Raw genomic sequence first — 26,245 nt, 5'->3', positions numbered from 1 at the left:
TATGGCCCAAGAAAACCCTTCGGCGCGGCGGCCAAGGGCATTGGACATTCGATGCGTACATCAGAGGTGCGCGCCAACCCGGCTATGCGAGTTAGCGGCAGGGAAGATCCCGGGGACTAACTCGCGGTGATGGTGTCGACCTGCGCCGACCGGCAACTACCACTAGAACTACTGTCCACGGAAGGACCTCCTGAGAGCTATGACGGCGCGATTTTACCCCCGAGTGCGTCGAAAGAAAAGTGACAATTCACCGTGTTACAAAATGATGACGAATGCAACTTTCCAGCGGGAAGCGGCTCAGTCAGAATCTGTCATGTTTTCGTCACAAACCGCCCACCGGCGGCCGTCGAGGCACCGGCACCGCACGCCGCCCGGTGGCGTACCGGGCAACCGGTCTGGCCTATTTCTGCTTCCCGCTCCCCGAATTTCATGGATTCAATCAACCGCGCCCTGTTCCTGGCCGTCAATGCCTCGCCCAATGTCAGTGAAGGAGAACTGGCCATCGCCGTTCTCCTCGCCAAATACCTGATCCTGCTGCTCCCGGTGGGCCTGACCCTCCTGTGGCTCGCTGGCGGTCGCGACCGCGAGGGGGCCGTGCACGGTCTGCTGGGCGTAGCGCTCGCGCTACTGGTCAACGGTGTGATCGGTCTGGCCTGGTTCGAACCGCGGCCGTTCGTCGTCGGTCTCGGCACGAACCTGCTCCCGCATGCGCCGACGAGTGCCTTCCCCAGCAATCACGCGTCGATCCTGTTCACGTCGGCGTTCGTCCTGATGGGCACGCTCGCGCGCTCGCCTCGCCTGCTCGGCCGGCTCCTGCTGCTATGCGCCGTGCCCGTGTGCTGGGCGCGCGTCTACCTTGGCGTGCACTGGCCGCTCGATATGGTCGGTGCGCTGGCGGTATCGATCGTAGTGGCGCTCATCATGCACACCGCGAGTGCGCGTGAGACGAGTCGTATCGTCGCGGCTATCCTCGAAGCCCTCTATCGCCGCCTGATGGCGTGGCCGATTGCGCGCGGCTGGCTGCGTCGCTGAGCCGGCGGACTTGGGAAACGACGGGAACTGCGGGTTTGCGGACCTGCGGGAAGCGGTGGAAGCTTCAGGAGGGGTTGACGAACAGGCAGGAACGGTAGGAAGACTCGGGAGAACCGAATCTCCCAGTACGGCGTCGGAGACGGGGGATCAGCGGTGGTATTCGCCGGCAGCTTCGGGCTGGTAATCGATGCCGAGCAATGTCAGCGCGATCTGGTGGCCGCCTGGCACTTGCCACTGAATCGACTGACCGACGCGCAAGCCGAGCAGCGCGCTACCCACCGGCGCGAGCACCGAAATGCCGCTCGGCGTGCTCGCCAGATGTTGCGGATACACAAGCGTGACGCGATGTTCCTGCTGCGCGGCGAGATCACGGTAGCGCACCACCGAGTTCATCGTGGCGATGTCGGCCGGCATCTGCTCCGGTTCGACGACGCTCGCCCGGGCAAGCTCTGTTTCGAGTGCCTCCACATACGGCAATGCCGCGCGGGGCGCCTGCGCCATGAGCGCTTCGAGGCGTTCAAGGTCGAGCGTGGAGACAGTGATCGAGGGGCGTTGCGAATGGACGGTGAACATGTCGGCGGGCCTGTTTTTCCTTGACGTTGAGGGAGTGACCTTCAATCTAACAGAAGCCCCGCGCGGCGAGAAGTCCCGGACTTGACCGCCATCCGCTAGAATCGACGCATTAGGCACACAAAGTCGAAGTCATGTCCGAACACACTACCAATGCCGCGCTCTTCGCGCGCGCCCAGCAGACCATCCCCGGCGGCGTGAACTCGCCGGTGCGCGCCTTCCGTTCGGTCGGCGGCACGCCGCGCTTCATCGCCCGCGCCCAAGGCCCTTATATGTGGGACGCCGAAGGCACGCGCTTCATCGACTACATCGGCTCGTGGGGCCCGATGATCGTCGGCCACCTGCATCCGGACGTCGTCGCCGCCGTGCACGCCGCGATGTCGCAAGGCTTCAGCTTCGGGGCGCCCACCGAAGCCGAAGTGGTGATGGCCGAGACCCTCTGCGGCCTCGTGCCGTCCATCGAGCAGGTGCGCCTGGTGTCCTCCGGCACCGAGGCGACGATGAGCGCACTGCGCCTGGCGCGCGGCTTTACCGGCCGCAACAAGATCGTCAAGTTCGAGGGCTGCTATCACGGCCACGCCGACAGCTTGCTCGTGAAGGCCGGCTCCGGCCTGCTCACGTTCGCCGATTCGACGCGCAACGCGCCGTCGTCGGCCGGCGTGCCGCCCGAAGTCACGCGCGACACGCTCGTGCTCGAGTACAACAACGTCGAACAGCTTCGCGAACTGTTCGCCGGCCAAGGCGGCGAGATCGCGGCCGTGATCGTCGAGCCGGTGGCCGGCAACATGAACCTCGTGCGCGGCTCGCGTCACTTCCTGCAGACGCTGCGCGAGCTGTGCACCGCCCATGGCGCCGTGCTTATCTTCGACGAGGTGATGTGCGGGTTCCGCGTCGGGTTGGGCGGCGCGCAAGCGCTGTACGGCATTACGGCCGACCTCACTTGCCTGGGCAAGGTCATCGGCGGCGGCATGCCGGCCGCCGCGTTCGGCGGACGTCGCGACATCATGTCGCACCTGGCACCGCTGGGCGGCGTCTACCAGGCCGGCACGCTCTCCGGGAATCCGCTGGCCGTGGCCGCCGGCCTCGCCACGCTCAAACTGATTCAGGCGCCGGGCTTCTACGAGGATCTGGCCAAACGCACATCGAAGCTCGTCACGGGGCTCGTCGAGGCCGCCCAGAGCGCTGGCGTGCCATTCTCGGGCGACAGCGTCGGCGGCATGTTCGGCCTGTACTTCCGTGCCAACGTGCCGCAGAGCTTCGCGGAAGTTACAACGTCCGACGTGGCCCGTTTCAACAAGTTTTTTCATGCGATGCTCGATCGCGGCGTGTATCTCGCGCCGAGCGCCTTCGAAGCGGGCTTCGTCTCGGCAACGCACGACGACACGATCATCGACGCCACGCTCGACGCTGCCCGCGACGCGTTTCGCGCCATTGCGTGATCGTTGCAGGTCACGTGGCTGTCTTCGGCCGGATTTCGCACACCTAGCGAGTCGGCCAGTCTGACCATCACAGGGAGAAACATCATGCAAGTGTCGTTGCCGACAAAGCTTCGCCAATCGTTCGTGCGCTGGTTGGCACTGGGGGTGCTCACCTCGTTGCTGTCCGCCTGCGGATACAACCAGATTCAGGTCAAGGACGAAGCGGTCAAGGCCGCCTGGAGTGAAGTCGTCAACCAGTACCAGCGACGTGCCGACCTGGTGCCGAATCTGGTGAACACGGTCAAGGGCTACGCCACGCACGAGCAAACGACGCTCACCGAGGTGATCAACGCGCGCGCGAAGGCCACGAGCATCACGGTCACGCCGGAGACGCTCAACGACCCCGAGGCGTTCAAGCGCTTCCAGCAAGCGCAGGGCGAACTGTCCGGCGCACTCTCACGCCTGATGGCCGTCTCGGAGAACTATCCGAACCTGAAGGCCGACGGTCTGTTCCGTGACCTGCAATCGCAGCTCGAAGGCACGGAAAACCGCATCACCGTGGCGCGCAATCGCTACATTCAGGCCGTGCAGGATTACAACGTGTATGTGCGCCAGTTCCCGAACAATCTGACGGCGAAGATGTTCGGCTACGGGCCGAAGCCGAACTTCACGGTCGAGAACGAGAAGGCCATTTCGACCGCGCCGGCCGTCAAATTCTGAGGATCGGATCATGGCTGCCATCTCCGCGGACTACAAGGTGTCGCCAAAGGGCCGTGGAATGCCGACGCGCCGTCCGGTGACGGATGACGCGCGCGGCGGGCACTCGCGCAGTTGGCATTGGGGACCGACGCTTTGGGCGATGCTGGCGCTGGCGTTGGCGTGCCTGGGCTCGCTGGCGTTGCCGGCCAGCGCAGAGGATCTCGTGGCCGTGCCCGCGCTCACCGCGCGGGTAACCGACCTGACCCGCACACTCACGCCCGAGCAGCGCAACGCGCTCGAGACACAGCTCGCACAATACGAGCAACAACGCGGCAGCCAGATTTTCGTTCTGATGGTGCCGAGCACGGCTCCCGAGACGATCGACCAGTACAGCATTCGCGTGGCCGATGCCTGGAAGGCCGGCCGCAAGGGCGTGGACGACGGCGTCATCGTGCTCATCGCGAAGAACAATCCGAACGACCTGCGCAAGATGCGCATTGAAGTCGGACGCGGGGTACAAGGCTCGCTGACCGATGCCATCTCCGGGCGAATCCTGCGCGACGTGATGGCCCCCCATTTCCGCAGCGGTGACTTCTTCGGCGGGTTGGCCGCCGGCGTCGCGGCGGTCGAGGCGGCGATGAACAACGAGGCGCTGCCCGCCCCGAATTTGCCGTCGACGCGCGCGCCGCACTCGGATCTGTCCGATTTCCTGCCGCTGCTCTTCATCGTCTTCATCATCGGGATGGTGGTCCTGATGGAAAGCCGCCGGCGGTTTCAAGGGCCCGGTCTGCCGGGCGTGGGTCCCACCGACCCGCGCTCGCGGGTGCTCACCGGCCAACGCGGGCGCATCGGTGCCGGCGGCTTCGGCGCCGGGCTGGGTGGCGGCCTGGGCGGTCTGGGCGGCTGGGGACGCAACGACGGCGGCGGATTCGATGGCGGCGGCGGAGGTTTCGGCGGCGGCGGCGGTGGCGGATTCGACGGCGGCGGTTCGTCGGGGAACTGGTGATGGCGATGGCAAACGAAGCAATCGCAACGCAACACAAGACGCACGATGTCTCGCGCTGGCTGCGGCATTTGGGCACCTGGCGAGCGCACGCCCGGTGGCTCTTCCCGGACAAGGCGCTCGATGCGCTCGAAGCCGCCATCCGCGATTCCGAAAAGGAGCACCGCTGCGAGATTCGCCTAGTGATCGAAGCTGCCATGCCGCTTGCTGCGGTATGGCACGGGCATACCTGCCGTCAACGCGCCGTTCACTTGTTTCGCCAGCTCGGCGTGGCGCATACGGGCGAGCGCACGGGCATTCTCCTGTACATCAACATCGCCGATCACGATATCGAGCTGATCGCCGACAAGGGCGTCGACGCGCTGGTATCCCCCCGCACGTGGGACACCGTCGTTGCGCAGATGAGCGCCGGCTTTCGTGACGAACGTTATGTCCAGAGCGTGCTCGACGCGCTGAACACCCTGCGCGGCATTGCGCGCGAATTCCTGCCGGCCCATGCCGGCGCGGCGCCGGACAATGCGTTGACCGACCGGCCGCTGATGCTCTGACGCCTCATGTTCTCCGAACAGGATTTCTCTTATATGCGTCGCGCGCTGGCGCTCGCCGAGCGCGCGATGTTCACCACCACGCCGAATCCTCGCGTTGGCTGCGTAATCGTGCAGGACGGACGGATCATCGGCGAAGGCTTCACGCAGCCGGCCGGCCAGGATCACGCCGAAGTGCAGGCCATGAAAGACGCGCGCACGCGGGGCGAGTCGGTGCGTGGCGCCACGGCCTATGTCACGCTCGAACCGTGCAGCCATTACGGCCGCACCCCACCGTGCGCGAAGGGGCTCATCGACGCGGGCGTGAAACGCGTGATCGCCGCGATGGAAGATCCGAACCCGCTCGTGGCCGGGCGCGGCCTGAGCCTGCTGCGCGACGCGGGCATCGAAGTGCGCTGCGGACTGCTGGAGCATGAGGCGCGCGAAATGAACATCGGGTTCGTCGCCCGCATGACGCGCGGCACGCCGTGGGTCCGCATGAAGGTGGCGGCCAGCCTCGACGGCAAGACGGCCCTGCACAACGGCGTGAGCCAATGGCTGACCGGCCCGGCCGCGCGCGCCGACGGCCACGCGTGGCGGGCGCGCGCGTGCGCCATTCTCACCGGCATCGGCACGGTGCGCGAGGACGATCCGTCGCTCACCGTGCGAGAGGTGGAAACGACACGCCAGCCACTGCGCATCGTCGTCGATTCGCGTCTCGAGATTTCCCCGACCGCCAAGGTGCTCGCGAACGGCAACGCGCTCGTAATCTGCGCCAACGGCGATCACGAGCGCGCGTCTCGTCTGCGCGACCTGGGCGTGGAGGTGCTCGACCTGCCCAATACGACCGGCAAGGTCGACCTCTCGGCGCTGCTGCGCACGCTCGGCGAGCGCCAGCTCAACGAACTCCACGTGGAGGCGGGCTACAAGCTCAACGGTTCACTGCTGCGCGAGCGCTGCGTGGACGAACTGCTCACCTACCTCGCGCCGTGCATCGTCGGCGACGCGCAAGGCATGTTCCACCTGCCTGCGCTCACGTCGCTCGACGACAGGCTCGCGCTCAGTTTCACGGACGTGCGCATGATCGAGAGCGATCTACGGGTGATGGCCCGCGTCAAGCGCGACTGAATCCCCGTCGCCGGGTGCGCCGCGTGCGCTTAAACGTGGAAGCCCACGCGACCGAGCGCCTCCATTTCGACCGACACATACTGGCCCGGCTGGATATATTCGGCGGGTGTCGCACCGCCAGCCATCACGATCCAGCCGGCTTGGAGCGGCTCGCCCGCGGCGGCTGACAGACGCGCCGCTGCGACCAGCGAACGCAGCGGATGGCCGAGCAGCGCCGCCGTCGATCCCACCTGCACGGTGCGGCCGTTGATCGTCATGGCCAATCCCAGATTCGAGAAATCGACATGCGGATCGTGCCAGGCCCCAATCACGAAGCCGCTCGACGACGCGTTGTCGGCAATCACTTCCGGCAACGTGAACTTGAAGTCCTTGTAGCGCGAATCGATGATCTCGATGGCCGGCGCAATCGCTTCGACCGCCGCGAGCGCCTGCGGGCCCGTGACATGGCCTTCCAGCGGTTGCTTCAGGATGAAGGCGATTTCCGGCTCGACGCGTGGATGCACGTACCGCTTGAAGTCGATGGCCGTCCCCTCCTCGATCTGCATGCCGGACGTGAGGCGCCCCCAGATCACGTCGGACAGTCCCATCTGCATCATCTTCGCGCGGCTGGTAAAGCCCATCTTCACGCCGACACGCGTTTCGCCGCGCGCGGCGCGGCGGGCGAGCGATGCGGCCTGAATGGCGTAGGCATCGTCGAGCGACAGACGACTGTCGGTATCGAACTGCTCGACCTCATGCGCGAAATGGGCCGCGTCGTCGAGCAGCGTTGCGTAGTCTTGAATGTGGCTCATCGTGCCGCCTCGCTGGCAGATTCGAACACGGCGCGGACCGAGCCCAGGCCGTTGATACGGGTCTCGAAAATATCGCCGGGGGTCACGGCGACCATCGGGCCAAGCGCGCCCGAAAGTACCAGGTCGCCCGCCTTGAGCGGCGTGCCCACCGCCGCCATCGTGCGGGCTAACCACACCACGGCGTTGATCGGGCTGCCCAGGCAGGCCGCGCCCGCGCCGACGGACACCGGCTCGCCGCGACGCTCCATGACCATGCCGCACAGGCGCACGTCGAATTCGGCGAGCGTCTTCGGCGTATTGCCGATCACGTAGGCCGACGACGATGCGTTATCGGCAATCGTGTCGGTGATGCGGATGTTCCAGTCGGCCACGCGGCTGCCGACGATCTCCAGCGCGGGCAACGCGTACTCGATGGCGTTGATGACGTCGAGTTGGCCCGGGTTGTCGACACTCAAATCCCGGCCGATGACGAACGCGATCTCGGCTTCGATCTTCGGCTGCGTGAGGATCGAGGCGGGAATCGGCTCGCCGTCGCCATAGCCCATGTCGTCGAACAGCAAGCCGAAATCGGGCTGATCGACGCCAAGCTGCTTCTGCACGGCGACCGACGTCAAGCCGATCTTGCAGCCGACGACGCGGCGCCCGGCCGCCAGATGCCGCTCGGTGTTGATACGCTGAATGGCGTAGGCGTCATCGATGGTGAGCGGCGCGTACGTGTCGCGCAGCGGGGCGATGAAGCGGTGCGAGCGCCCGGCGTCGTGCAGTGCGTCGGCCGCCTGCTGCAGGCGCGCCTGTGTGGCGGCGTCGCGCGGCGAGGTCGCGCTCATCGGGCGTCCGCCCTGGCCGGCGCCGCCGGCTCATCCTTGGTGTGCTCGCCCACCGCCCAGTGCGCGGCCGGTACTTGCGTCGCATACACGCGGATCGATTCGAGCGGTGCGCCGAGTGTCTCGTGGACGGTGCGTGCCACGGCCTTGACGCAGGCCTTCACGGTGGCGTCGTCGCGACCTTCCACCAAATGGATTTGTACGATTGGCATGAGGCTGTCCCCCTGAAAATGCCGAAAAGAAAGCTTTCGGAGGAAGCCATCATGCGCGCGCCGAGAGATACCGTCCAATACCTATTTTCCAGATTCCGATACTATTTCGGTATCACGTTATCCCGCCGGAACGGAGCCGTCCATGGACATCAAGCAAATGCGCTACTTTCTTGCCGTCGCGCAGGAAGGCCATTTCGGGCGGGCGGCACAGCGGCTGAACATGGCGCAGCCACCGCTCACCCGCCACATTCACGCGCTCGAAGCCCAGCTGGGCACACCGCTATTCGTGCGTACCCCCAAGGGCGCCACGCTGACCGCCGCGGGGCAGACGCTGCTTGCCGAAGTGCCAAACATCCTGGCGCTCGCACGCCGCGCCGAGGAGCAGACGCGCCTCGCCGGCGAAGGCTATATCGGACGGCTCGACGTCGGCATCTTCAGCTCGGGCATTCTCAACGCGATTCCGCGCTTGCTGGCGAGCTTTCATACCGAGCGCCCCGAAGTGAAGATCGGCCTGCACAACCTGTCGAAGACCGACCAGATCGCGGCGCTGCGCGAGCGGCGCATCGCCATTGGCTTCAATCGGCTGATTCCGGACGAGCCGGATCTCGTCGTCGACTGGATTCATCGCGAGCCGTTTCTCGTCGCGCTCTACGAAGGTCATCCGCTATGCGAGCGCGCGTTGCTGACCCTGGCGGATCTCGATAACGAGCGAATGATCCTGTATCCGAACGCCCCGGTGCCGGGACTCGCAGAGGAAGTCGCCGCCGCGTTTCGGGCCGAGGGCGTGACGTTGCGCGTGGAGCAGGAAGTGGAGGATGTCGTGACGTCGATCGCGCTCGTCGCGAGCCGCTTCGGCGTTTGCGTGACGACGGAGTCGGCGGCGAACCTGCGGCTACCCGGCGTGGTGTACCGACCGCTGAAATCACGACATCTGAGCGCCATCGAACTGAACTGCATGTACCGGCGCGACGACGATTCCCCGATTCTCAACGCCTTTCTCGCGCTCATCCGGCGCTCGCGCAATCGGCGTCACACCTTGGCGATGTAGCGCGTCGATCGATCCGGCGCTTCCGAGATCGGATGCAAACCGCCTGAATTGGATATCAATGAATGGCGGATTGTATCCAAAATGTCCTGTTCGACAATCCATCCCGTCTTCTCCCTTGCCGCCGACTCGCCCCTCGATTTGTCGATTCATCGCCGATTTTTTTAAATTTCAATCTGCGTAGTACTACGCATCATCGTTGTGACGACTCTTATTTTTTCTTTTCAACGTCTTGAAACGCTTTATTCATGCGGGTTTTACGGCATCTCTGGATAGCTATTCCAATTTAACGGCGGATTACGCTACTATGGCGCATCGTTTCTGTCGCCTGCGGCAGGAGTGAGCCAATACCGACCGGGTTCCGCCGTCGATCAAGCGCACCGCACGACCGGGTGCTCAAAAAATACAAATCAAGGAGATGTCCACGATGCAGTTCCGTCACAAATCCCTGTTCGTCGCCGCTGCGCTTGCCGTTCTCGGCACGGGCGCCAACGCCGAGACCGTCAAGATCGCCATCGCCGGCCCGTTCAGCGGCTCGGTCGCCCAATATGGCGACATGGTGAAGGCGGGTGCGCTGACCGCCATCGACGAAATCAATGCGGCAGGCGGGGCGAACGGCAACAAGCTGGAAGCCGTGATGATGGACGACGCGTGCGAGCCGAAGCAGGCCGTCGCCGTCGCCAACAAGATCGTCAGCCAGAAGATCAAGTACGTGATCGGTCACGTTTGCTCGGGCTCGACGATCCCGGCATCGGACATCTATGAGAACGAAGGCGTGGTGATGATTACGCCGTCGGCGACTGCACCGCAACTGACCGAAGGCAAGAAGCGTCACTTCATCTTCCGCACCATCGGCCGTGACGACCAGCAAGGTCCGGCGGCCGCGCAGTACATCATCAACAAGGTCAAGCCGAAGAAGGTGGCCGTGCTGCACGACAAGCAGTCGTACGGCCAGGGTATCGCCACGTCGGTGAAGAAGGACCTCGACGCCGCCAAGATCCCGGTTGTGCTGTTCGAAGGCATCAACGCCGGCGACTCCGACTACTCGGCCGTCATCACCAAGCTCAAGGCACAGGGCGTGGACTTCGTGTACTTCGGCGGCTATCACCCGGAAATGGGGCTGCTGCTGCGCCAGGCACGCGAACAAGGTGTGAAGGCCACGTTCATGGGTCCGGAAGGCGTGGGCAACAAGGACGTGACGGCGATCGCCGGCCCGGCCTCGGAAGGCATGCTCGTGACGCTGCCCGCCGACTTCGCGGCCGACCCGGCCAACGCCAAGCTGGTGAAGGCCTTCGCGAGCGCCAAGCGCGATCCGAACGGTCCGTTCCAGATGCCGGCCTACACGGCGGTGCAACTGATCGCCAAGAGCATTGCCGGCGCGAAGAGCACCGACTCGGAGAAGGTGGCCAAGTACCTGCACGCGAACACGTTCGACACGCCGATCGGCAAGGTGGCGTATGACGCGGCAGGCGATCTGAAGTCGTTCAAGTTCGTGGTCTACACCTGGCACAAAGACGCCACCAAGACCGCCGCCAACTGATTTCCTGACGCTTTACCGGCCAGCGAATCCCCCCAGCCGCCCGCCGTTCCCGGCGGGCGGCGTGCATTCGCGCTCGGCCACCGCTCGTCGCGAGGCTTCCCGCATGAACGAATTTTTCCCGCAGTTTGCCCAGCAACTGGTCAACGGCCTGACGCTGGGCGCGATTTACGCGTTGATTGCCATCGGCTACACGATGGTCTACGGCATCATCGGCATGATCAACTTTGCCCACGGCGAGATCTACATGATCGGCGCCTACGTCGGTCTCGTCACACTGACGGCCATCGGCACCGCAGCGGGTTACCCGTTGCCGCTCGTTTTGGGCGCGGCGCTGCTGGTCTCGGTGCTGATCACCGGCCTGTATGGCTTTGCGATCGAGCGGGTGGCGTATCGCCCGCTGCGCGGCGGCCCGCGTCTCGGACCGCTGATCTCCGCCATCGGCATGTCCATCTTCCTGCAAAACTACGTGCAGATCGGCCAGGGAGCGCGCGACGTGTCCGTGCCGATGCTGATCTCCGGCGCCATCGATATCCCGATGGGTGACTTCACGGTGACCATTCCCTACGCGCGCATGCTGATCGTAGGCGTGACCGTCGCGCTGATGATTCTGCTCACGCTGTTCATCGCCAACTCGCGCATGGGCCGCGCCTGCCGTGCCTGCGCCGAGGACATGCGCATGGCCAACCTGCTCGGCATCGATACGAACCGCGTGATCTCGTTCACCTTCGTGCTCGGCGCCATGCTCGCGGCCGTCGGCGGCGTGCTGATCGGCCTGACCATCGGCAAGCTCAATCCGTACATCGGCTTCATCGCCGGTATCAAGGCCTTCACGGCAGCGGTACTGGGCGGCATCGGCAGCGTTCCCGGCGCCATGCTGGGCGGTGTATTGCTGGGGCTGGCGGAAACGCTCGCCTCCGGCTACATGCCTTCCGAGTACAAGGACATCGTGGCGTTCTGCCTGCTGGTGCTGGTGCTGCTGTTCCGCCCCACCGGCCTGCTGGGCAAGCCCGACGTCGAGAAAGTCTGAGGTCGACCATGACACAACCCCTCACGCTCAAGTCCGGCGCCGCCCAACGCGCACCGGCCGGCGACACCCTCAAGGGTGCGGTCATCTCCGCACTCGTGACGATCGTGCTCACCGCCCCCATCCTCGGCCTGCAACTGAAGCTCGACGGCTACCGCGTCGTGATCGAGCAGCACTGGCGTCCGGTCTGGATCGCCGCGGCCGTCGTCTTCGTGTTCCAGATGCTCAAGCCGTTCCTGCTGCGCTCGACGCGTGCCATCACGCTGCCGGCCATCCCCACGCTGGGACGCCGTCAGCAACTTAGCGCCATGTGGGTGCTGCTCGCCATCGGGCTCGCGTGGCCGTTCGTCGGCTCGCGCGGCGCGGTGGATGTGGCGACGCTGGCCCTCATCTACTGCGTGCTCGGCCTGGGCCTGAACATCGTCGTGGGATTCGCCGGTCTGCTCGATCTGGGCTACGTCGGCTTCTACGCGGTCGGCGGCTATACATATGCCCTGCTCAACCAGTACTTCGGCCTGACCTTTTGGGAATGCCTGCCGATTGCCGCACTCATGTCCGCCACCTTCGGGTTCCTGCTCGGCTTCCCGGTGCTGCGCCTGCGGGGCGACTATCTGGCCATCGTGACGCTCGGCTTCGGGGAAATCATCCGCCTGCTGCTGAACAACCTGACGAGCCTGACCGGTGGACCGGACGGTGTCTCGGGCATTCCGAAGCCCAGTGTCTTCGGCATCGAGATGGCGCGATCATCGAGTGTCGATGGCGTGAAGACGTTCCACGAACTGATCGGCTTGCCGTACGACGGCTCGCACATGGTGATCTACCTCTACCTGCTGGCGTTTGCGTTAGTGGGCTTCACGCTGTTTGTCACTAGCCGCCTGATCCGCATGCCGATTGGCCGCGCCTGGGAAGCGTTGCGCGAAGATGAAATCGCGTGCCGCTCGCTCGGCCTGAACCCCACGCGCATCAAGCTCTCCGCGTTCACACTGGGGGCATCGTTCGCCGGGCTCGCCGGCGCATTCTTTGCCGCACGTCAGGGGCTGGTCACGCCCGAATCGTTCACATTCATCGAATCGGCGCTGATCCTCGCCGTGGTCGTGCTCGGTGGCATGGGCTCGCAAATCGGCGTGATTCTCGCGGCGATTCTGCTGACCGTCCTGCCGGAAGTCGCGCGCGACTTTGCCGAATACCGCATGCTGATTTTCGGCCTGGTGATGGTACTGATGATGATGTGGCGTCCGCAGGGCCTGTTGCCCGCCACCCGCCCGCACGTGGAGTTGCCGCAATGAGTGCAGCACTGTTGAAACTCTCCGGCCTGCAGATGCGCTTCGGCGGTCTGCTGGCCGTCGATGGCGTCGATTTCGACGTCCGCCCGCACGAAGTCTTCGCCATCATCGGCCCGAACGGCGCCGGCAAGACGACCGTCTTCAATTGCGTTGGCGGCTTCTATCGCCCCACGGGCGGCTCGATCACGCTCGACGGCGACAACATCACCGGCCTGCCGAGCCATAGCGTGGCGCGACGTGGCCTCGTACGCACGTTCCAGAACATCCGCCTGTTCCGCCAGTTGACGGTGGTGGAGAACCTGCTCGTTGCACAGCACATGCGCGTGCATAGCGGCTTTCTGCAAGGGCTGTTCTCGACGAGCGCGTTCCGTCGCGCCGAACGCGCGGCGCTCGAGCGCGCCAAGGCGTGGCTCGACCGGTTGGGCCTGACGGCCGTCGCCAACCGCGAGGCCGGCACGCTGTCGTACGGACACCAGCGACGTCTCGAAATTGCACGCTGCATGATCACGGAACCGCGTCTGCTCATGCTCGACGAACCGGCCGCCGGCCTCAATCCGCAAGAGAAGGTCGAGTTGCAGCAACTCGTCGACAACCTGCGTCACGAGTTCGGCATTTCAGTGCTGCTGATCGAGCACGACATGAGCCTCGTCATGGGCGTGTCGGACCGGATTCTCGTGATGGAACACGGCAAGCCGATCATGACCGGCAAGCCCGACGAGGTGCGGCGCGACCCGCGCGTCATCAAGGCCTACCTCGGGGAGGAATAATGCTCAAGCTGGAACAAATCCATACCCATTACGGGGCCGTCGAGGCGCTCTCGGGCGTGTCGATCGAAGTGAACAAGGGCGAGATCGTCACGCTCATCGGCAGTAACGGCGCGGGCAAGACGACGTTGATGATGACCGTGTGCGGCACGCCGCGCGCATCGAGCGGACGTGTCATGTTCGAAGGTCGCGACATCACGGGATGCGCCACGCACGACATCATGCGCATGGGGCTGGCGATTTCACCGGAAGGCCGCCGGGTATTTCCGAGTCTGACGGTCATCGAGAACCTGAAGATGGGCGGCTTTTTCGCCTCCAAGGATCAGATCGACGCCGGGATGGACCACGTGTTCAAACTGTTCCCGCGGCTCGCGCAGCGCGGCAAGCAGCGCGCGGGCACGATGTCGGGCGGCGAACAGCAGATGCTGGCCATCGGGCGGGCGCTGATGAGCCGTCCGCGCCTGCTGTTGCTCGACGAACCGACGCTCGGCCTGGCACCGCTCGTGATCGCGCAGATCTTCGACATCATTCGCGCGATTCGCGAAGAAGGCGTCACCGTGTTTCTGGTGGAGCAAAACGCGAACAAGGCGTTGAACGTGGCCGATCGCGGCTATGTGCTCGAGACCGGTCGCGTCGTGCTCGCCGACTCGGCCGAGAACCTGCTCGCGAACGACGACATCAAACGCGCGTATCTCGGCGCGTGACGTAGCGCGCCGCGGCCCAGCGCACGGACGTTCGGCGTCAAAATGAGACATGGGGACGCACCCTTCGGTGGCGTCCTCATGTTCTCATGCGGCAAGGCGCACCCGCGGCCCACACGTCGCCCGGATTGGCACGTCACGCGGTTCACTGGCCCCACCCGATCCGGATTCGCGCACTTGCGAGATTCGGACGCAGACGGACACCCGCTTGGCGTAGAATAGAGCCTTTCCAAATTCCGCCCCGCGTTGTCCGCTATGCCGTTGGCCACTACAGAAGAAATCATTGCCGAGCTGAAGGCCGGCCGCATGGTTGTCCTCGTCGACGAGGAAGACCGCGAAAACGAAGGCGACCTGGTCATGGCGGCCGAGTTCGCGACGCCTGAAGCCATCAACTTCATGGCCAAATACGGCCGCGGCCTGATTTGCCTCACGCTCACGCAGGCGCGTTGCAAGCAGCTCAACCTGCCGCTGATGACCTACCGCAACGGGACCCAGTACGGCACCGCGTTCACGCTGTCGATCGAAGCGGCCGAAGGCGTCACCACGGGCATCTCGGCAGCGGATCGCGCCCACACGGTGCAGACGGCCATTGGCCGCGACGCGCGTCCGGAGGACATCGTCCAGCCGGGTCATGTGTTCCCGATCATGGCGCAGCCCGGCGGCGTGTTGGTGCGCGCCGGTCACACCGAAGCCGGTTGCGACCTGACGGCCATGGCCGGCCTCACGCCCGCCGCCGTCATCTGCGAAATCATGAACGACGACGGCACGATGGCACGCCTGCCGCAGTTGCTGGAGTTCGCCGAGCAGCACAACATCAAGATCGGTACGATCGTCGATCTGATCCACTACCGCAGCCGCACCGAATCGATGATCGAGACGGTCGCCACGCGCGAAATGCAAACGGCCTGGGGCCCGTTCCAGGCCACGCTTTACCGCGACAAGCCGAGCGGCAATCCGCACCTCGCGCTGGTGCGCGGGGTTCCGAACCCAGCCGACGAAACGCTCGTGCGCGTGCACGAACCGCTCTCGGTGCTCGACCTGCTCGAGACCGGCGTGTCGACCCACTCCTGGACCCTCGCGGGCGCGATGCAAGCGATTGCCGAGGCGGACAAAGGGGTTGTCGTGCTGCTGAACTGCGTGGAGACGCCCGAGCATCTGTTCAATCAGTTCGAAGCGCTCGACGAAACCGAGCAGGCGGCGCGCGCCAAGCGCCGCCCTGTGGACTTCCGCACGCACGGCGTTGGCGCGCAAATCTTGCGCGAGCTGGGCGTCGGTAAAATGCGGGTGCTCTCGAGCCCGCGCAAAATCCCCAACATGGCAGGTTATGGCCTGGAGGTCACCGGCTTCCAGCCGATGCCCGGCGCACCGGGCGCCTGAATAGTCTTGTATCGATGGCCCGCCCGCCAGTGGCAGCGGGGCATCACCTTGCCGAGCCATGCCTGTCTCGGGCATGCCGGCACAACGTTGGCCGCACCGCCTGGACGGTACTTTTTTAGAGGAAGCCCATTATGGACATCGGACAATATCAGCCCGAACTCGACGGTGAAGGCCTGCGCATAGGCATTGTGCAAGCACGATTCAACGACGCCGTTTGCACGGCACTTCGCGCCGCTGCCGTGGCCGAACTCGACCGCCTCGGCGTCGATGGCGACGACGTGCTGCTCGTCACGGTGCCCGGCGCATTGGAAATTCCGCTGGCATTGCAGAAGATGGCCGAATGCGGCCAGTTCGACGCGCTGATCGCGCTCGGCGCAGTCATTCGCGGCGAGACATATCACTTCGAACTGGTCTCGAACGAGAGCGGTGCCGGCATTTCGCGTATTGGCCTCGATTTCGGCATTCCCATCGCCAACGCGGTGCTCACGACCGAGAACGACGAACAGGCTGAAGCGCGCGCCGCCGAAAAGGGCCGCGATGCCGCCCGCGTGGCGGTAGAAATGGCCAATCTGCTCGAAGCGATCGACATGCTCGGTGGCGACGACGGATTGGACGAAGACGAAGACGAAGAAGAGGAAGATCGGTAATGAAGAGTGCTCGCCGCCGCGCGCGCGAATTTGCGCTGCAAGGGTTGTATCAATGGCTGCTCTCGCGCGACCACGCGGGTGAGATCGATGCGCACCTGCGCACCACCCCCGGCTACGACAAGGCCGACCGCACGCACCTGGATGCCCTGTTGCACGGCAGCATCCGTGAGGCGGACGCCTTGTCGCAGCAACTCCAGCCCTACCTCGACCGCCCGGCCGCCGAACTGTCGCCGGTCGAGCATGGCGTGCTGGTCATTGGTGCCTACGAACTGATTCACCACCTGGACATTCCGTACCGCGTGGTCATCAACGAGGCGGTCGAACTCGCCAAGACCTTTGGCGGTGTCGAAGGCTTTCGCTACGTGAATGGCGTCCTCGACAAGTTGGCCGCGGAAGTGCGGCCAGACGAAGTCGCCGCGAATCGCAATGGCGGTCGCGGCAAAAGCGCATAGCCCTACGCGAGGGCTGCGCAAGGTATCGCAGGCCGGCCGGCCTGACGATTCCTCCCGCGTCGCGTGCACGCCGAACGGGGCAATCGCCCCGTAGCGTTCGCCCCGCAAGTCCCCCACCCTCTCCTTCCTGTCTCCCCCCCGACATCATGGATCGAACGCCCGACCTCGCCCCCGCCGCACTGAAGCTGGCGCAACGTGTCGACGACATCGCCCCGTTTCACGTCATGGAGCTGGCCAAGCAGGCTGCGCTGCGCGAAAAGGCGGGGCATCGCGTCATTCACATGGGCATCGGCGAGCCGGACTTCACGGCCCCCGAGGCAGTGATCGAGGCGGCGGTGAAGGCTATGCGTGACGGGCGAACCCAATACACGGGGGCGATGGGCATCCCCGCCCTGCGGGAGGCCATCGCCGGTTATTACCGTAGCTTTTACGGCGTGGAGGTCGAACCGTCGCGTATTGTCGTGACGGCCGGTGCATCGGCCGCCCTCGTGTTGGCGTGTGCCGCGCTGGTCGGCGTGGGCGACGAAGTGCTCATGCCGGATCCCTGCTATCCGTGCAACCGACATTTCGTCTCCACCTTCGACGGAAAACCCGTGTTGATCCCCTCGGGCCCCGCGGAGCGATTCCAGCTGACGGCCGAGCGCATCGAATCCCATTGGGGCGCGGCAACGAAAGGGGTGCTCCTCGCCTCGCCGTCGAATCCAACGGGCACGTCCATCGAGACAGCGGAATTGGCCCGCATCGTCAAAGCCGTGCGCGCGCGCGGCGGCTTCACGCTTGTCGACGAGATCTACCAGGGCCTGTCCTACGACAGCCAACCCACCACGGCGCTAACCTTCGGCGACGATGTCCTGGTCGTGAGCAGCTTCTCGAAGTACTTCAATATGACAGGCTGGCGCCTCGGTTGGCTGGTCGTGCCGCCGTCGATGGTGTCGACGTTCGAGAAGCTCGCGCAGAATCTGTTCATCTGCCCCTCCGCCGTGGCGCAACATGCGGCGACGGCCTGCTTCCAACCGGAAACGATGGCGATCTTCGAGGCGCGCAAGAATGCCTTCCGTGAGCGACGCGACTACATCGTGCCGGCGCTCGAGCGCCTTGGCTTCCAGGTGCCCGTGATGCCTGACGGCGCGTTTTACGTCTACGCGGACTGCACCGGCGTATCGCATCCGGACGCCGCCGACAGCGACCGCCTCACGCAGTCTCTCTTGCAACAAGCCGACGTCGTGCTCGTGCCGGGACTCGATTTTGGTTTTTCCGAGCCGCGCCGCTACATCCGATTGTCATATGCCACGTCGCTCGATCAATTGCACGAGGCGATGGACCGCATCGAACGGGTGTTCGCTGCCGGCTGAGTCGCCGGCCAGCCCCGTATTCGGGACGCAGAAACAAAAAAACCCATCGAATCACTTCGATGGGTTTTTTCTTGGGCCGCGATGGCGCTCTCTATAGAGAACCGTCGCGTGCCGACGGCTCGACGGGAAAAACGATGCACCGGCCCAGGCACACCACGCCGCCGATGGCCGATCAGGCGGCGGTGCTGTCGTCCGCTTCGAGCGACTTGGCGGCCGCCTTGCCCACCGAGGCCGCCGGCGTCGCCACCGAATCCGTCGGTTCGCCCGACTTGCCAGCCGAGACCGGTTTCGCCACAGGCTTGGCCGAGCTGACGATAACCGGCGCTTGCGGCGCGTTCGGCGAGACCTTGTGTCCCATGGCAACGCTACGCAGTCGATCGCGCTCGGCGAGTACCTTGGCACCGTATCCACCGTCGCCTGCGCTGGTCGACCCCACATAGCGGCGCAGACCACCAGCGAGCGAGCCGCCGCTGGCGATACATTCCTTCAGGATCAGCGCACCCACCTTGATGTTGGCAATGGGGTGCAGGGCCGCCTCGGGACCGCCGAAGTACTCAAGCTTGTCACGATGCACCTTCGACATCACCTGCATGAGGCCCTGCGCACCCACGGTACTTTCGGCGTACGGGTTGAAGCCCGACTCGATGGCCATCACAGCCAGCAGCAGCAGCGGATCGAGGCCGACTTCCTTGCCGGTCGAGTACGCCGCGCGCACGAGGTTGCCCGTGACGTCTCCGGCCACGCGATAGCGACGTGCCAGATAGTCGGCGACGGCGATTTGCTCGCGCGAGTCCAGCGGCTTGGTGGCGCGCGCATCGGCGGCCACACGCTGATTCGGAATATAGGCCGCGAGCACGGCGGCCGACGGCACGTGCTGCGCCGCTTGCGCCATCATCGACGCGTCCGACGGCGAGCGCTCAGCGACCACAGCGCCGTTGCCGCCCGGATCGGCCGCATGGGCGGATCCCGTGGCGGCCTCGAGCAGCGGACCGACTTGCGACGCCAGATCGGCGCGCCACGTCGGCTGCGCCCACAGCGCCAGCGTGCCGACCACGGCAACCAGGCCCACCGCGCTGGACGTATAGAGTCCAACACGACCGCCGTGCCATGCGAGGCGACGCCAATCGCGACGAGCCAAGGCTACCGTTGCCGTACCTCGCGCGCCGAGCGCACGGATCACGGCCAGTAGCCAGGGTGATAAACCAGACTTCTTCATACTACGTACTCCGGTTACGCCGTCACCACGGGGTGGCCCCGGGGCGTATGGAAATGAGCCGCGATGCCCGCCAGGCATCCCGTGTAACGCTCATTTACGGCATAGGGAACAAGGCGGGGCATCGTGTGTGTCTTGGACGATGCCACTACCGCCGCAGCACGCCGACCTGTTCAGGTCTCTGGCGCTGACGAGCTATTGCCCGCGCTGCTTCCTAAAACACTGGTTTCCCGACCTCGGTGAGAAAACCAGCGACTGAAAATCCACGTCAATGTTGTAGTTGTCGCTAAGCTTGAGCGGGTCGGCCTACCCGTCTTCAAAGCCGCCTTTTTGGATTCAACGGGCGGATTGTAGCAGCCATATATAAACAGTCAATACTATTATCACGACAGAACATTACCAAAAGTAATTTGTAACAGCTGTTTTGCCGTGACGTCTGGACACCTTGACCGGTAAAATGCCCTGCCTAAACCCCGCGTTTACAAGGGTGTCACTCCGACTTTCCTGGAATTCAAACGGCCGTTTTCACCGGCCGTATGAATTCCGTAAAAATTTTTGGTAACGGTTTGTTTCATGAAATATGTCGATCTTCGTGACTTCACCGCGCAACTGGAGCGATCCGGCCAGCTTCGTCGCATAGACGTGCCGGTATCGCCGGTGCTGGAGATGACGGCGCTCGCCGACCGCGTCCTCAAAGCGGCCGGCCCGGCGCTGTGGTTTGCGCGGCCGACCGGTTACGACATGCCCGTGCTGGCCAACTTGTTTGGCACCCCTGAACGAGTGGCGCTCGGCATGGGCGTCGATAAAGGCGAGAACGCGCTCGGTTCGTTGCGCGATATCGGTCGCCTGCTCTCGACGCTCAAAGAACCCGAACCGCCACGCGGGCTCAAGGATGCGGGCAAGCTGCTGGGCATGGCCAAGGCCGTTTGGGACATGGCGCCCAAGGAAGTCGGCAGCCCGGTGTGTCAGGAGATCGTCTGGGAGGGCGACGATGTCGACCTCGCGCGGCTGCCGATTCAGACCTGTTGGCCCGGCGATGCCGCCCCGCTCATCACGTGGGGCCTGGTCATTACCAAAGGGCCGCATCGCAAACGCCAGAATCTCGGCATCTACCGCCAACAGGTCATCGGACGCAACCAGGTCATCATGCGCTGGCTCGCCCACCGGGGCGGTGCGCTCGACTTCCGCGAGTTCGCACAGGCGAACCCCGGCAAGCCTTTTCCGATGGCCGTCGCACTGGGCGCCGATCCGGCGACGATGCTCGGCGCCGTCACCCCCGTGCCCGATTCGCTGTCCGAGTATCAGTTTGCGGGCTTGCTGCGCGGCAGCCGCACTGAGCTGGCCAAGTGTTTGACACCGGGATTGGAGTCGCTGCGCGTTCCCGCACGTGCCGAGATCGTGCTCGAAGGCTTCATTTACCCCGCCGCGACACCGCCGCGCGCACCCGATGGCGCACCGCCGCCGCCGTCGCGCGGCGCGACAGCGGGTTACGCCCATGCGCTCGAAGGCCCCTACGGCGATCACACCGGCTACTACAACGAGCAGGAGTGGTTCCCGGTGTTCACGATCGAGCGCATTACCCTGCGCCGTAACGCGGTCTATCACTCCACCTACACGGGCAAACCGCCCGATGAGCCGGCCGTGCTCGGCGTCGCGCTCAACGAAGTCTTCGTGCCGCTGCTGCAGAAGCAATTCCCCGAGATCACGGATTTCTATCTGCCTCCGGAAGGCTGTAGCTACCGAATGGCCATCGTGCAGATGAAGAAGGCGTATCCGGGGCATGCCAAGCGCGTGATGTTCGGCGTCTGGAGTTTCCTGCGGCAATTCATGTATACGAAGTTCATCGTCGTGGTCGACGAGGACGTCGATATCCGGGATTGGAAGGAAGTCATCTGGGCCATCACCACGCGCGTCGATCCGACCCGGGATACGACGCTCGTCGACCAGACCCCCATCGACTATCTCGATTTCGCGTCGCCCACGGCAGGACTGGGCTCGAAGATGGGGATCGACGCGACCAACAAATGGCCCGGCGAAACGTCGCGCGAATGGGGACGCCCCATCGAAATGACCGCCGACATCGATGCGCGTATGGCTACCCTATACGCGGATCTCGGCTTGTAAGCACGGTCCGGGGGCCGGGGCGCACCGAGCGTCCTACCCCCTCCCCCGGCATCTGACAGCGACATCACACCGCGCCGTGCCCAGTGGCGAATTCGCGCCTCATTCGGGTCCGATATTCATCTGACCCTTTAATAATCTGTAATAAGGGCTTTCCCGCCCCCTGAGATCCGCATGCTGACTGGCTTGCGCGCATTTCGACCTGATGTCGGCGAACCCGATCCCATCGCGAAAGTGTCACAAAGTCCCACACAACGCCATTCCCTCGGGTAGAATCGCGCTTTTTTTCGCGAATGGGAACTCCGACCCCAATTCGGGGTAGCCGCGCTCGCAAGTACGCCGCGACGTGGAAATCGTTCGATATTCGCGAAACTCAGTAGCAGAAGTCAGAAGTCGCGCCCCGCCAGCGCCGCCCCCGAACCGTCAGGCCCGTGCTGACGGCGACCGGCCTGCGGGAAATTTGTCCGCCCTCGCGCAGCGTACCGCCCGCCCTCATCGGGACCGGTGCCTGCCCCCCCCCGGGCGTGGAGAAGACATCGAATGGATAACAATCAACCCCTCATGCGTAACATCGGGCCCTTCGCCCTGATGTTGACCGGTCTTGGCTCGATCATCGGCTCCGGCTGGTTGTTCGGTGCCTGGAAGGCCGCCAAGATCGCCGGCCCCGCCGCCCTTTTCGCGTGGCTCATCGGCGCCGTCGTCATCCTGGCCATCGCGCTCACTTACGCCGAACTCGGCGCGATGTTCCCCGAGTCAGGCGGCATGGTCCGCTACTCGCGTTATTCGCACGGCAGCCTCGTCGGCTTCATCGCCGCGTGGGCCAACTGGATTGCCATCGTCTCGGTTATTCCGATCGAGGCCGAAGCATCGATTCAGTATATGAGTACGTGGCCGTACGACTGGACGCACGCCCTGTTTGTCGACGGCACGCTCAGCACGAGCGGCCTCATGCTCTCCGCGCTGCTCGTGATCGGCTACTTCATGCTCAACTACTGGGGCGTGAAACTGTTCGCGCGCGCCAACACGGCCATCACGTTGTTCAAGTTCGCCATTCCGGCATTGACCATTGCCGGCCTGATGATCGCGGGCTTCCACCCGGGCAACTTCAACGTTGCGGAGCACGGCGGTTTCGCGCCGAACGGCATGTCGGCGGTGTTCACCGCCGTCGCCACGTCGGGCATCGTGTTCGCGTTCAATGGCTTCCAAAGTCCGGTGAACCTCGCGGGCGAAGCACGCGACCCGGGGCGCAGCATCCCGTTCGCGGTGGTCGGCTCGATCCTGCTCGCCACCGTCATCTACCTGCTGCTGCAAGTGGCCTACATCGGTGCGCTCTCCCCCGAACAGCTGGCCGGCGGCTGGCACATGGTGAGCTTCAGCTCGCCGTTCGCGGAATTGGCGATCGCACTCGGCCTGAACTGGCTGGCCATCGTGCTGTATTTCGATGCTTTCCTGAGCCCGAGCGGCACCGGCACCACCTATATGGCCACCACGAGCCGCATGATCTACGCGATGGAGCGCAACCGCACATTGCCCGCGATCCTCGGTCACGTGCATCCGCTGTATGGCGTGCCGCGCCCGGCGATGTGGTTTAACCTGGCGATCTCGTTCATCTTCATGTTCTTCTTCCGCGGCTGGGACTCGCTGGCCGCCGTGATCTCGGTCGCGACCGTGATCTCGTACCTGACGGGCCCGATCAGCGTGATGGCGCTGCGTCGCTCGGCCCCCGAGCTGCACCGTCCACTGCGCCTGCGAGGCCTGTCACTGATCGCACCGTTCGCCTTCGTGTGCGCGTCGCTGATTCTTTACTGGGCTCGCTGGCCGCTCACGGGCCAGATCATCGTACTGGTGATCGTGGCGTTGCCCGTCTACTTCTACTATCAGGCGAAGGATCGGTGGCAGGGTTTCGGCCGTGACCTCAAGGCATCGTGGTGGCTGATCGGCTACCTGCCGGCGATGGCGCTGTGCTCGTATATCGGCAGCAAGGAGTTCGGCGGTCTTGGCCTGCTGCCGTATGGCTGGGATATGGTGATTGTGGCCGCCATGTCGCTTGCGTTCTATCACTGGGGCGTGAAGGCCGGCTGGCGTACGCCGTACCTGGCGGGTGAGCGTGAAGAAGACGTCGCCAGCATGGAAGGCATGCCCGCGCTCTCGCACTAAGCGCTCCGAACATCGGCAGCGCCGACGGAAAAGCCCGCCTGCAATGCATTTGCGGCGGGCTTTTTTTACGTCATGTGCGGCATGCCGGGCACGCTCACCGGTGGGCGCGCCTACGCTCGACGAACAGGCTGTTGCCGAGCGCGCGCTTGGCCATCTTCTTGGCGTCGGCGGCCGCGGCCGAGACTTCCACGTGCGAGGGAAAGCTCTCCGGCGTGACCGCCACCACGCCGATCGACAAGCTCGTGATCGGGTGAAAGATGATCATGCCGCGACGATCTTCCGCTTCGAACCCGCCCGCCGCGATCTGATCCGGATGGAAGTATTCCGTCACGGCCTCGCCGAAGCGCCTGAGCGCCTCGCGGCAACGCGCCTCCCAATCGGGGCTGCGAAACACCACCAGAAAGTCGTCGCCACCGATGTGACCAAGGAAGTCGCGCTCAGGGTTGCGCACCGCCATGAGCACGCGCGCGACCAGTTGGATCAGGTCGTCGCCGCGCCGGTAGCCGAACACGTCGTTGAACGGCTTGAAGTTATCGAGATCGACATAGCAGGCGAAGAACGACTGCCGCTCACCGATCATGCGATCCATGTAGTCGTCGATCGGCACGTTGCCCGGCAGCAGCGTGAGCGGGTTGGCGTACCGCGCCGCGTCGAGCTGCATATCGGTGATGTGACGCATCAGCGCGTGGCCCTGCGCCACGCCCAGATATCGCCCTTGATCGGTGACGATCAAACCGCCCGCGATTTGCCGGCTGGCGCCTTCGGCAATCATGCGGCTCAGATCCTCAATGCGCGCGCTCTTGTCGAATGTGAGCGGGCGCGGCTCCATCACGGCCGAGCAAGGCTTGCGTCCGTAGAGTTCACGCGTAAAAGGCCGAGCGAACCGGCCGATCAGCGACGCGCGTCCGATCAATCCCACGGCACGGTCATGCTCGACCACCGGCAGCACGTCGAGCGTCGCATCGCTCTCGAAACGGGCCACGACATCTTCGCTGCGGATCTCCGGTGAGACTGGCTGCACATACGACGCGATTCGCTCCAGCGTCACATTGCCCGCACCGAGTTGACTCGGTTGTTGATGTACATAGGCGCGGCGCTCGTTGACAACCGCCCGCACGTGGGCCGTGATCGCCCGTTGCGGCTTCGCTTCCGGGCGCGCGATGAAATACCCCTGACCGAGGAAGATGCCGAGATCGCGCACGACCTGCAGTTCCTCGGCGTGCTCGATGCCCTCCGCGATGACCCGCGTGCCGCTCGCCTCCGCGATCTGGCGCATCGACCGCACGAACTGGAGTTTGACGGTGTCGGTGTCGATGCCGTCGACGAAATGCCGGTCAATCTTGACGTAATCGGGCCGCAGCTCGGACCACAGCCGCAGGCTCGCATAGCCCTCGCCCATATCGTCGAGCGCCACTTCGAAACCCAGCGCGCGATACGCCGTGAGCGAAGCGCGCGTGCTTGCCAGATCCAGCGCAGGCGCATGCTCCGTGAGTTCGAGCACGACACGCTCGGGGGCGAGGCGCAGCGGCTGGAGCATGGCAAACGTTTCGTCGAGACCCAGCGATTCGCTCACGCCGCCGACCGGGTGCGCTCGAGTGACCGGACCGATGTTCAGGAAGAGGCGTTCCGGCAGGTCCTGCTCGACGAAGCCACGCAGCACCGTGCGACGGCAAGCCAGTTCGAGCGGCGCGAGCAGACCGTGGCGACGCGCGGCGGCGAACAGCGCCAGCGGCGAATGGATCGCCGTGCCGGCGGGCCCCCGCACCAGCCCCTCGTAGCCGGCAACGCCCGACGTGCGAAAGTCGAGAATCGGCTGGAACACGCAGGTCAGACCGATACCCTCGCACAGCTCGGCGAGCCATGCGGCCTCGTCGGGTTCCGCATCGGGCACTGACGCCGCGACGGACGTCGATATCGCATCGTGCAGTGTTCCAGGCGCGGCAAAGCGCTCCGGCGGACGTATCGCGACAGGCGGGGGAAGGTTCAACGGGAACTCCGTAGGTCGGTGCGGTGCGCCGCCATCATGCAAATCGCATTGCGTTGTGCGGGCATGTGCCGGGCGCGTCCATACCCATCGAAGGCGCGCTGCGCTTCGATGAAGCGTTTCACCCGTTCCCCGTGCTTCGCTTGCGGTAGCTGCTCTATGGCCCGTATCCGCGTCTGTTGACGGTGCCCGCAGGCACCGTCTTTTACTTGCCCTCAGGCTATCGCCGTTGTTTGACAAATCTGTGACAGTGTCGGATTTGCCACACACGCCGAGACGGCGAAACCCCCACCGTCGAACACCCTGGATATCCATCGCGTGCGCCCGGCATTCCTCCGGCGCGGAGACGAAAAAAAACGGCAACGCCGCAAAGCGTTGCCGTTG

Annotated in this window: 24 protein-coding genes; 18 read left to right on the top strand and 6 right to left on the bottom strand. The window is 64.5% G+C overall.

Annotated elements, in window-relative coordinates; genetic code table 11:
• Positions 1-429 precede the first annotated feature (429 nt).
• The gene (locus OYT13_RS05105; RefSeq protein WP_017235302.1) at positions 430-1,032 is read left to right on the top strand and encodes a phosphatase PAP2 family protein; all 603 of its coding nucleotides are present in this window, start codon (positions 430-432) and stop codon (positions 1,030-1,032) included.
• Between the two features lie 147 nt (positions 1,033-1,179).
• Here OYT13_RS05105 and rnk read toward each other — a convergent pair whose 3' ends face one another.
• Positions 1,180-1,605, bottom strand: coding sequence for a nucleoside diphosphate kinase regulator (gene rnk / locus OYT13_RS05100; protein ID WP_017235301.1), 426 nt, complete (start codon positions 1,603-1,605; stop codon positions 1,180-1,182).
• Between the two features lie 131 nt (positions 1,606-1,736).
• Here rnk and hemL point away from each other — a divergent pair, with 131 nt between their 5' ends.
• The 5 genes from hemL to ribD all read left to right on the top strand — a co-directional run bounded on the left by hemL (position 1,737) and on the right by ribD (position 6,374).
• Entirely contained in the window at positions 1,737-3,041 is a 1,305-nt protein-coding gene (hemL, locus tag OYT13_RS05095) for a glutamate-1-semialdehyde 2,1-aminomutase (protein WP_150563187.1), read from the top strand.
• An 84-nt stretch (positions 3,042-3,125) separates the two neighbouring features.
• On the top strand, positions 3,126-3,740 hold the full coding sequence (locus OYT13_RS05090) for a LemA family protein (protein WP_017235299.1): 615 nt from the start codon (positions 3,126-3,128) through the stop codon (positions 3,738-3,740).
• A gap of 139 nt (positions 3,741-3,879) precedes the next feature.
• Complete coding sequence (locus OYT13_RS05085; RefSeq protein WP_261939785.1) at positions 3,880-4,725, top strand: TPM domain-containing protein; 846 nt, start codon at positions 3,880-3,882, stop codon at positions 4,723-4,725.
• 5 nt (positions 4,726-4,730) lie between these two features.
• A complete protein-coding gene (locus OYT13_RS05080) occupies positions 4,731-5,270 on the top strand; it encodes a TPM domain-containing protein (protein ID WP_174975088.1) in 540 nt (179 codons plus the stop codon).
• A gap of 6 nt (positions 5,271-5,276) precedes the next feature.
• Positions 5,277-6,374, top strand: coding sequence for a bifunctional diaminohydroxyphosphoribosylaminopyrimidine deaminase/5-amino-6-(5-phosphoribosylamino)uracil reductase RibD (gene ribD, locus OYT13_RS05075; RefSeq protein WP_026132223.1), 1,098 nt, complete (start codon positions 5,277-5,279; stop codon positions 6,372-6,374).
• Between the two features lie 29 nt (positions 6,375-6,403).
• On the opposite strand, the gene OYT13_RS05070 is transcribed toward ribD, so the two are convergent.
• Genes OYT13_RS05070 through OYT13_RS05060 form a run of 3 tightly spaced genes read right to left on the bottom strand, consistent with a single transcriptional unit; the run spans position 6,404 to position 8,201 of the window.
• The gene (locus OYT13_RS05070; RefSeq protein ID WP_261939134.1) at positions 6,404-7,165 is read right to left on the bottom strand and encodes a 2-keto-4-pentenoate hydratase; all 762 of its coding nucleotides are present in this window, start codon (positions 7,163-7,165) and stop codon (positions 6,404-6,406) included.
• Complete coding sequence (gene mhpD / locus OYT13_RS05065; RefSeq protein WP_150563191.1) at positions 7,162-7,992, bottom strand: 2-keto-4-pentenoate hydratase; 831 nt, start codon at positions 7,990-7,992, stop codon at positions 7,162-7,164. Before mhpD ends, OYT13_RS05070 begins: the two co-directional genes overlap by 4 nt.
• Positions 7,989-8,201 (bottom strand): tautomerase family protein, encoded by a 213-nt coding sequence (locus tag OYT13_RS05060; RefSeq protein ID WP_017235294.1) that lies wholly within the window; start codon positions 8,199-8,201, stop codon positions 7,989-7,991. The genes mhpD and OYT13_RS05060 overlap by 4 nt, the downstream gene beginning before the upstream one ends.
• A gap of 142 nt (positions 8,202-8,343) precedes the next feature.
• Here OYT13_RS05060 and OYT13_RS05055 point away from each other — a divergent pair, with 142 nt between their 5' ends.
• The 10 genes from OYT13_RS05055 (at position 8,344) to OYT13_RS05010 (ending at position 18,386) form a co-directional block, all read left to right on the top strand.
• Positions 8,344-9,249: a LysR substrate-binding domain-containing protein gene (locus OYT13_RS05055; protein WP_268567361.1), complete on the top strand. Its 906-nt coding sequence runs from the start codon at positions 8,344-8,346 to the stop codon at positions 9,247-9,249.
• 424 nt (positions 9,250-9,673) lie between these two features.
• On the top strand, positions 9,674-10,786 hold the full coding sequence (locus OYT13_RS05050; protein WP_017235292.1) for a branched-chain amino acid ABC transporter substrate-binding protein: 1,113 nt from the start codon (positions 9,674-9,676) through the stop codon (positions 10,784-10,786).
• A 103-nt stretch (positions 10,787-10,889) separates the two neighbouring features.
• Positions 10,890-11,813: a high-affinity branched-chain amino acid ABC transporter permease LivH gene (livH, locus tag OYT13_RS05045; RefSeq protein ID WP_017235291.1), complete on the top strand. Its 924-nt coding sequence runs from the start codon at positions 10,890-10,892 to the stop codon at positions 11,811-11,813.
• Between the two features lie 8 nt (positions 11,814-11,821).
• Positions 11,822-13,096, top strand: coding sequence for a high-affinity branched-chain amino acid ABC transporter permease LivM (locus tag OYT13_RS05040; protein ID WP_017235290.1), 1,275 nt, complete (start codon positions 11,822-11,824; stop codon positions 13,094-13,096).
• A complete protein-coding gene (gene livG, locus OYT13_RS05035; protein WP_261939137.1) occupies positions 13,093-13,860 on the top strand; it encodes a high-affinity branched-chain amino acid ABC transporter ATP-binding protein LivG in 768 nt (255 codons plus the stop codon). The genes OYT13_RS05040 and livG overlap by 4 nt, the downstream gene beginning before the upstream one ends.
• On the top strand, positions 13,860-14,561 hold the full coding sequence (locus OYT13_RS05030) for an ABC transporter ATP-binding protein (RefSeq protein WP_150563194.1): 702 nt from the start codon (positions 13,860-13,862) through the stop codon (positions 14,559-14,561). Before livG ends, OYT13_RS05030 begins: the two co-directional genes overlap by 1 nt.
• A gap of 252 nt (positions 14,562-14,813) precedes the next feature.
• Positions 14,814-15,935 (top strand): bifunctional 3,4-dihydroxy-2-butanone-4-phosphate synthase/GTP cyclohydrolase II, encoded by a 1,122-nt coding sequence (ribBA, locus tag OYT13_RS05025; protein WP_017235287.1) that lies wholly within the window; start codon positions 14,814-14,816, stop codon positions 15,933-15,935.
• Between the two features lie 131 nt (positions 15,936-16,066).
• Positions 16,067-16,582 (top strand): 6,7-dimethyl-8-ribityllumazine synthase, encoded by a 516-nt coding sequence (gene ribH / locus OYT13_RS05020; protein ID WP_130025116.1) that lies wholly within the window; start codon positions 16,067-16,069, stop codon positions 16,580-16,582.
• On the top strand, positions 16,582-17,034 hold the full coding sequence (nusB, locus tag OYT13_RS05015; protein ID WP_017235285.1) for a transcription antitermination factor NusB: 453 nt from the start codon (positions 16,582-16,584) through the stop codon (positions 17,032-17,034). Before ribH ends, nusB begins: the two co-directional genes overlap by 1 nt.
• Before the next feature lie 146 nt (positions 17,035-17,180).
• Positions 17,181-18,386: a pyridoxal phosphate-dependent aminotransferase gene (locus OYT13_RS05010; protein WP_017235284.1), complete on the top strand. Its 1,206-nt coding sequence runs from the start codon at positions 17,181-17,183 to the stop codon at positions 18,384-18,386.
• Between the two features lie 172 nt (positions 18,387-18,558).
• On the opposite strand, the gene OYT13_RS05005 is transcribed toward OYT13_RS05010, so the two are convergent.
• Positions 18,559-19,602: a lytic transglycosylase domain-containing protein gene (locus OYT13_RS05005; RefSeq protein WP_051060320.1), complete on the bottom strand. Its 1,044-nt coding sequence runs from the start codon at positions 19,600-19,602 to the stop codon at positions 18,559-18,561.
• A 570-nt stretch (positions 19,603-20,172) separates the two neighbouring features.
• Between OYT13_RS05005 and OYT13_RS05000 the strand changes: the two genes are divergently transcribed.
• Both OYT13_RS05000 and OYT13_RS04995 read left to right on the top strand, forming a co-directional pair.
• Positions 20,173-21,723, top strand: coding sequence for a UbiD family decarboxylase (locus tag OYT13_RS05000; RefSeq protein ID WP_261939139.1), 1,551 nt, complete (start codon positions 20,173-20,175; stop codon positions 21,721-21,723).
• Between the two features lie 537 nt (positions 21,724-22,260).
• Entirely contained in the window at positions 22,261-23,877 is a 1,617-nt protein-coding gene (locus OYT13_RS04995; protein ID WP_017235281.1) for an APC family permease, read from the top strand.
• Positions 23,878-23,971: 94 nt separating this feature from the next.
• On the opposite strand, the gene OYT13_RS04990 is transcribed toward OYT13_RS04995, so the two are convergent.
• Positions 23,972-25,864 carry an EAL domain-containing protein gene (locus tag OYT13_RS04990; RefSeq protein ID WP_261939140.1) on the bottom strand — a complete coding sequence of 631 codons (1,893 nt, stop codon included), beginning with the start codon at positions 25,862-25,864 and terminating at the stop codon, positions 23,972-23,974.
• Positions 25,865-26,245: the final 381 nt, after the last annotated feature.

Source organism: Pandoraea sp. XJJ-1 (assembly GCF_026802345.1).
Taxonomy (GTDB): domain Bacteria; phylum Pseudomonadota; class Gammaproteobacteria; order Burkholderiales; family Burkholderiaceae; genus Pandoraea; species Pandoraea cepalis.
This window is presented reverse-complemented; position numbering and strand designations above follow the sequence as displayed.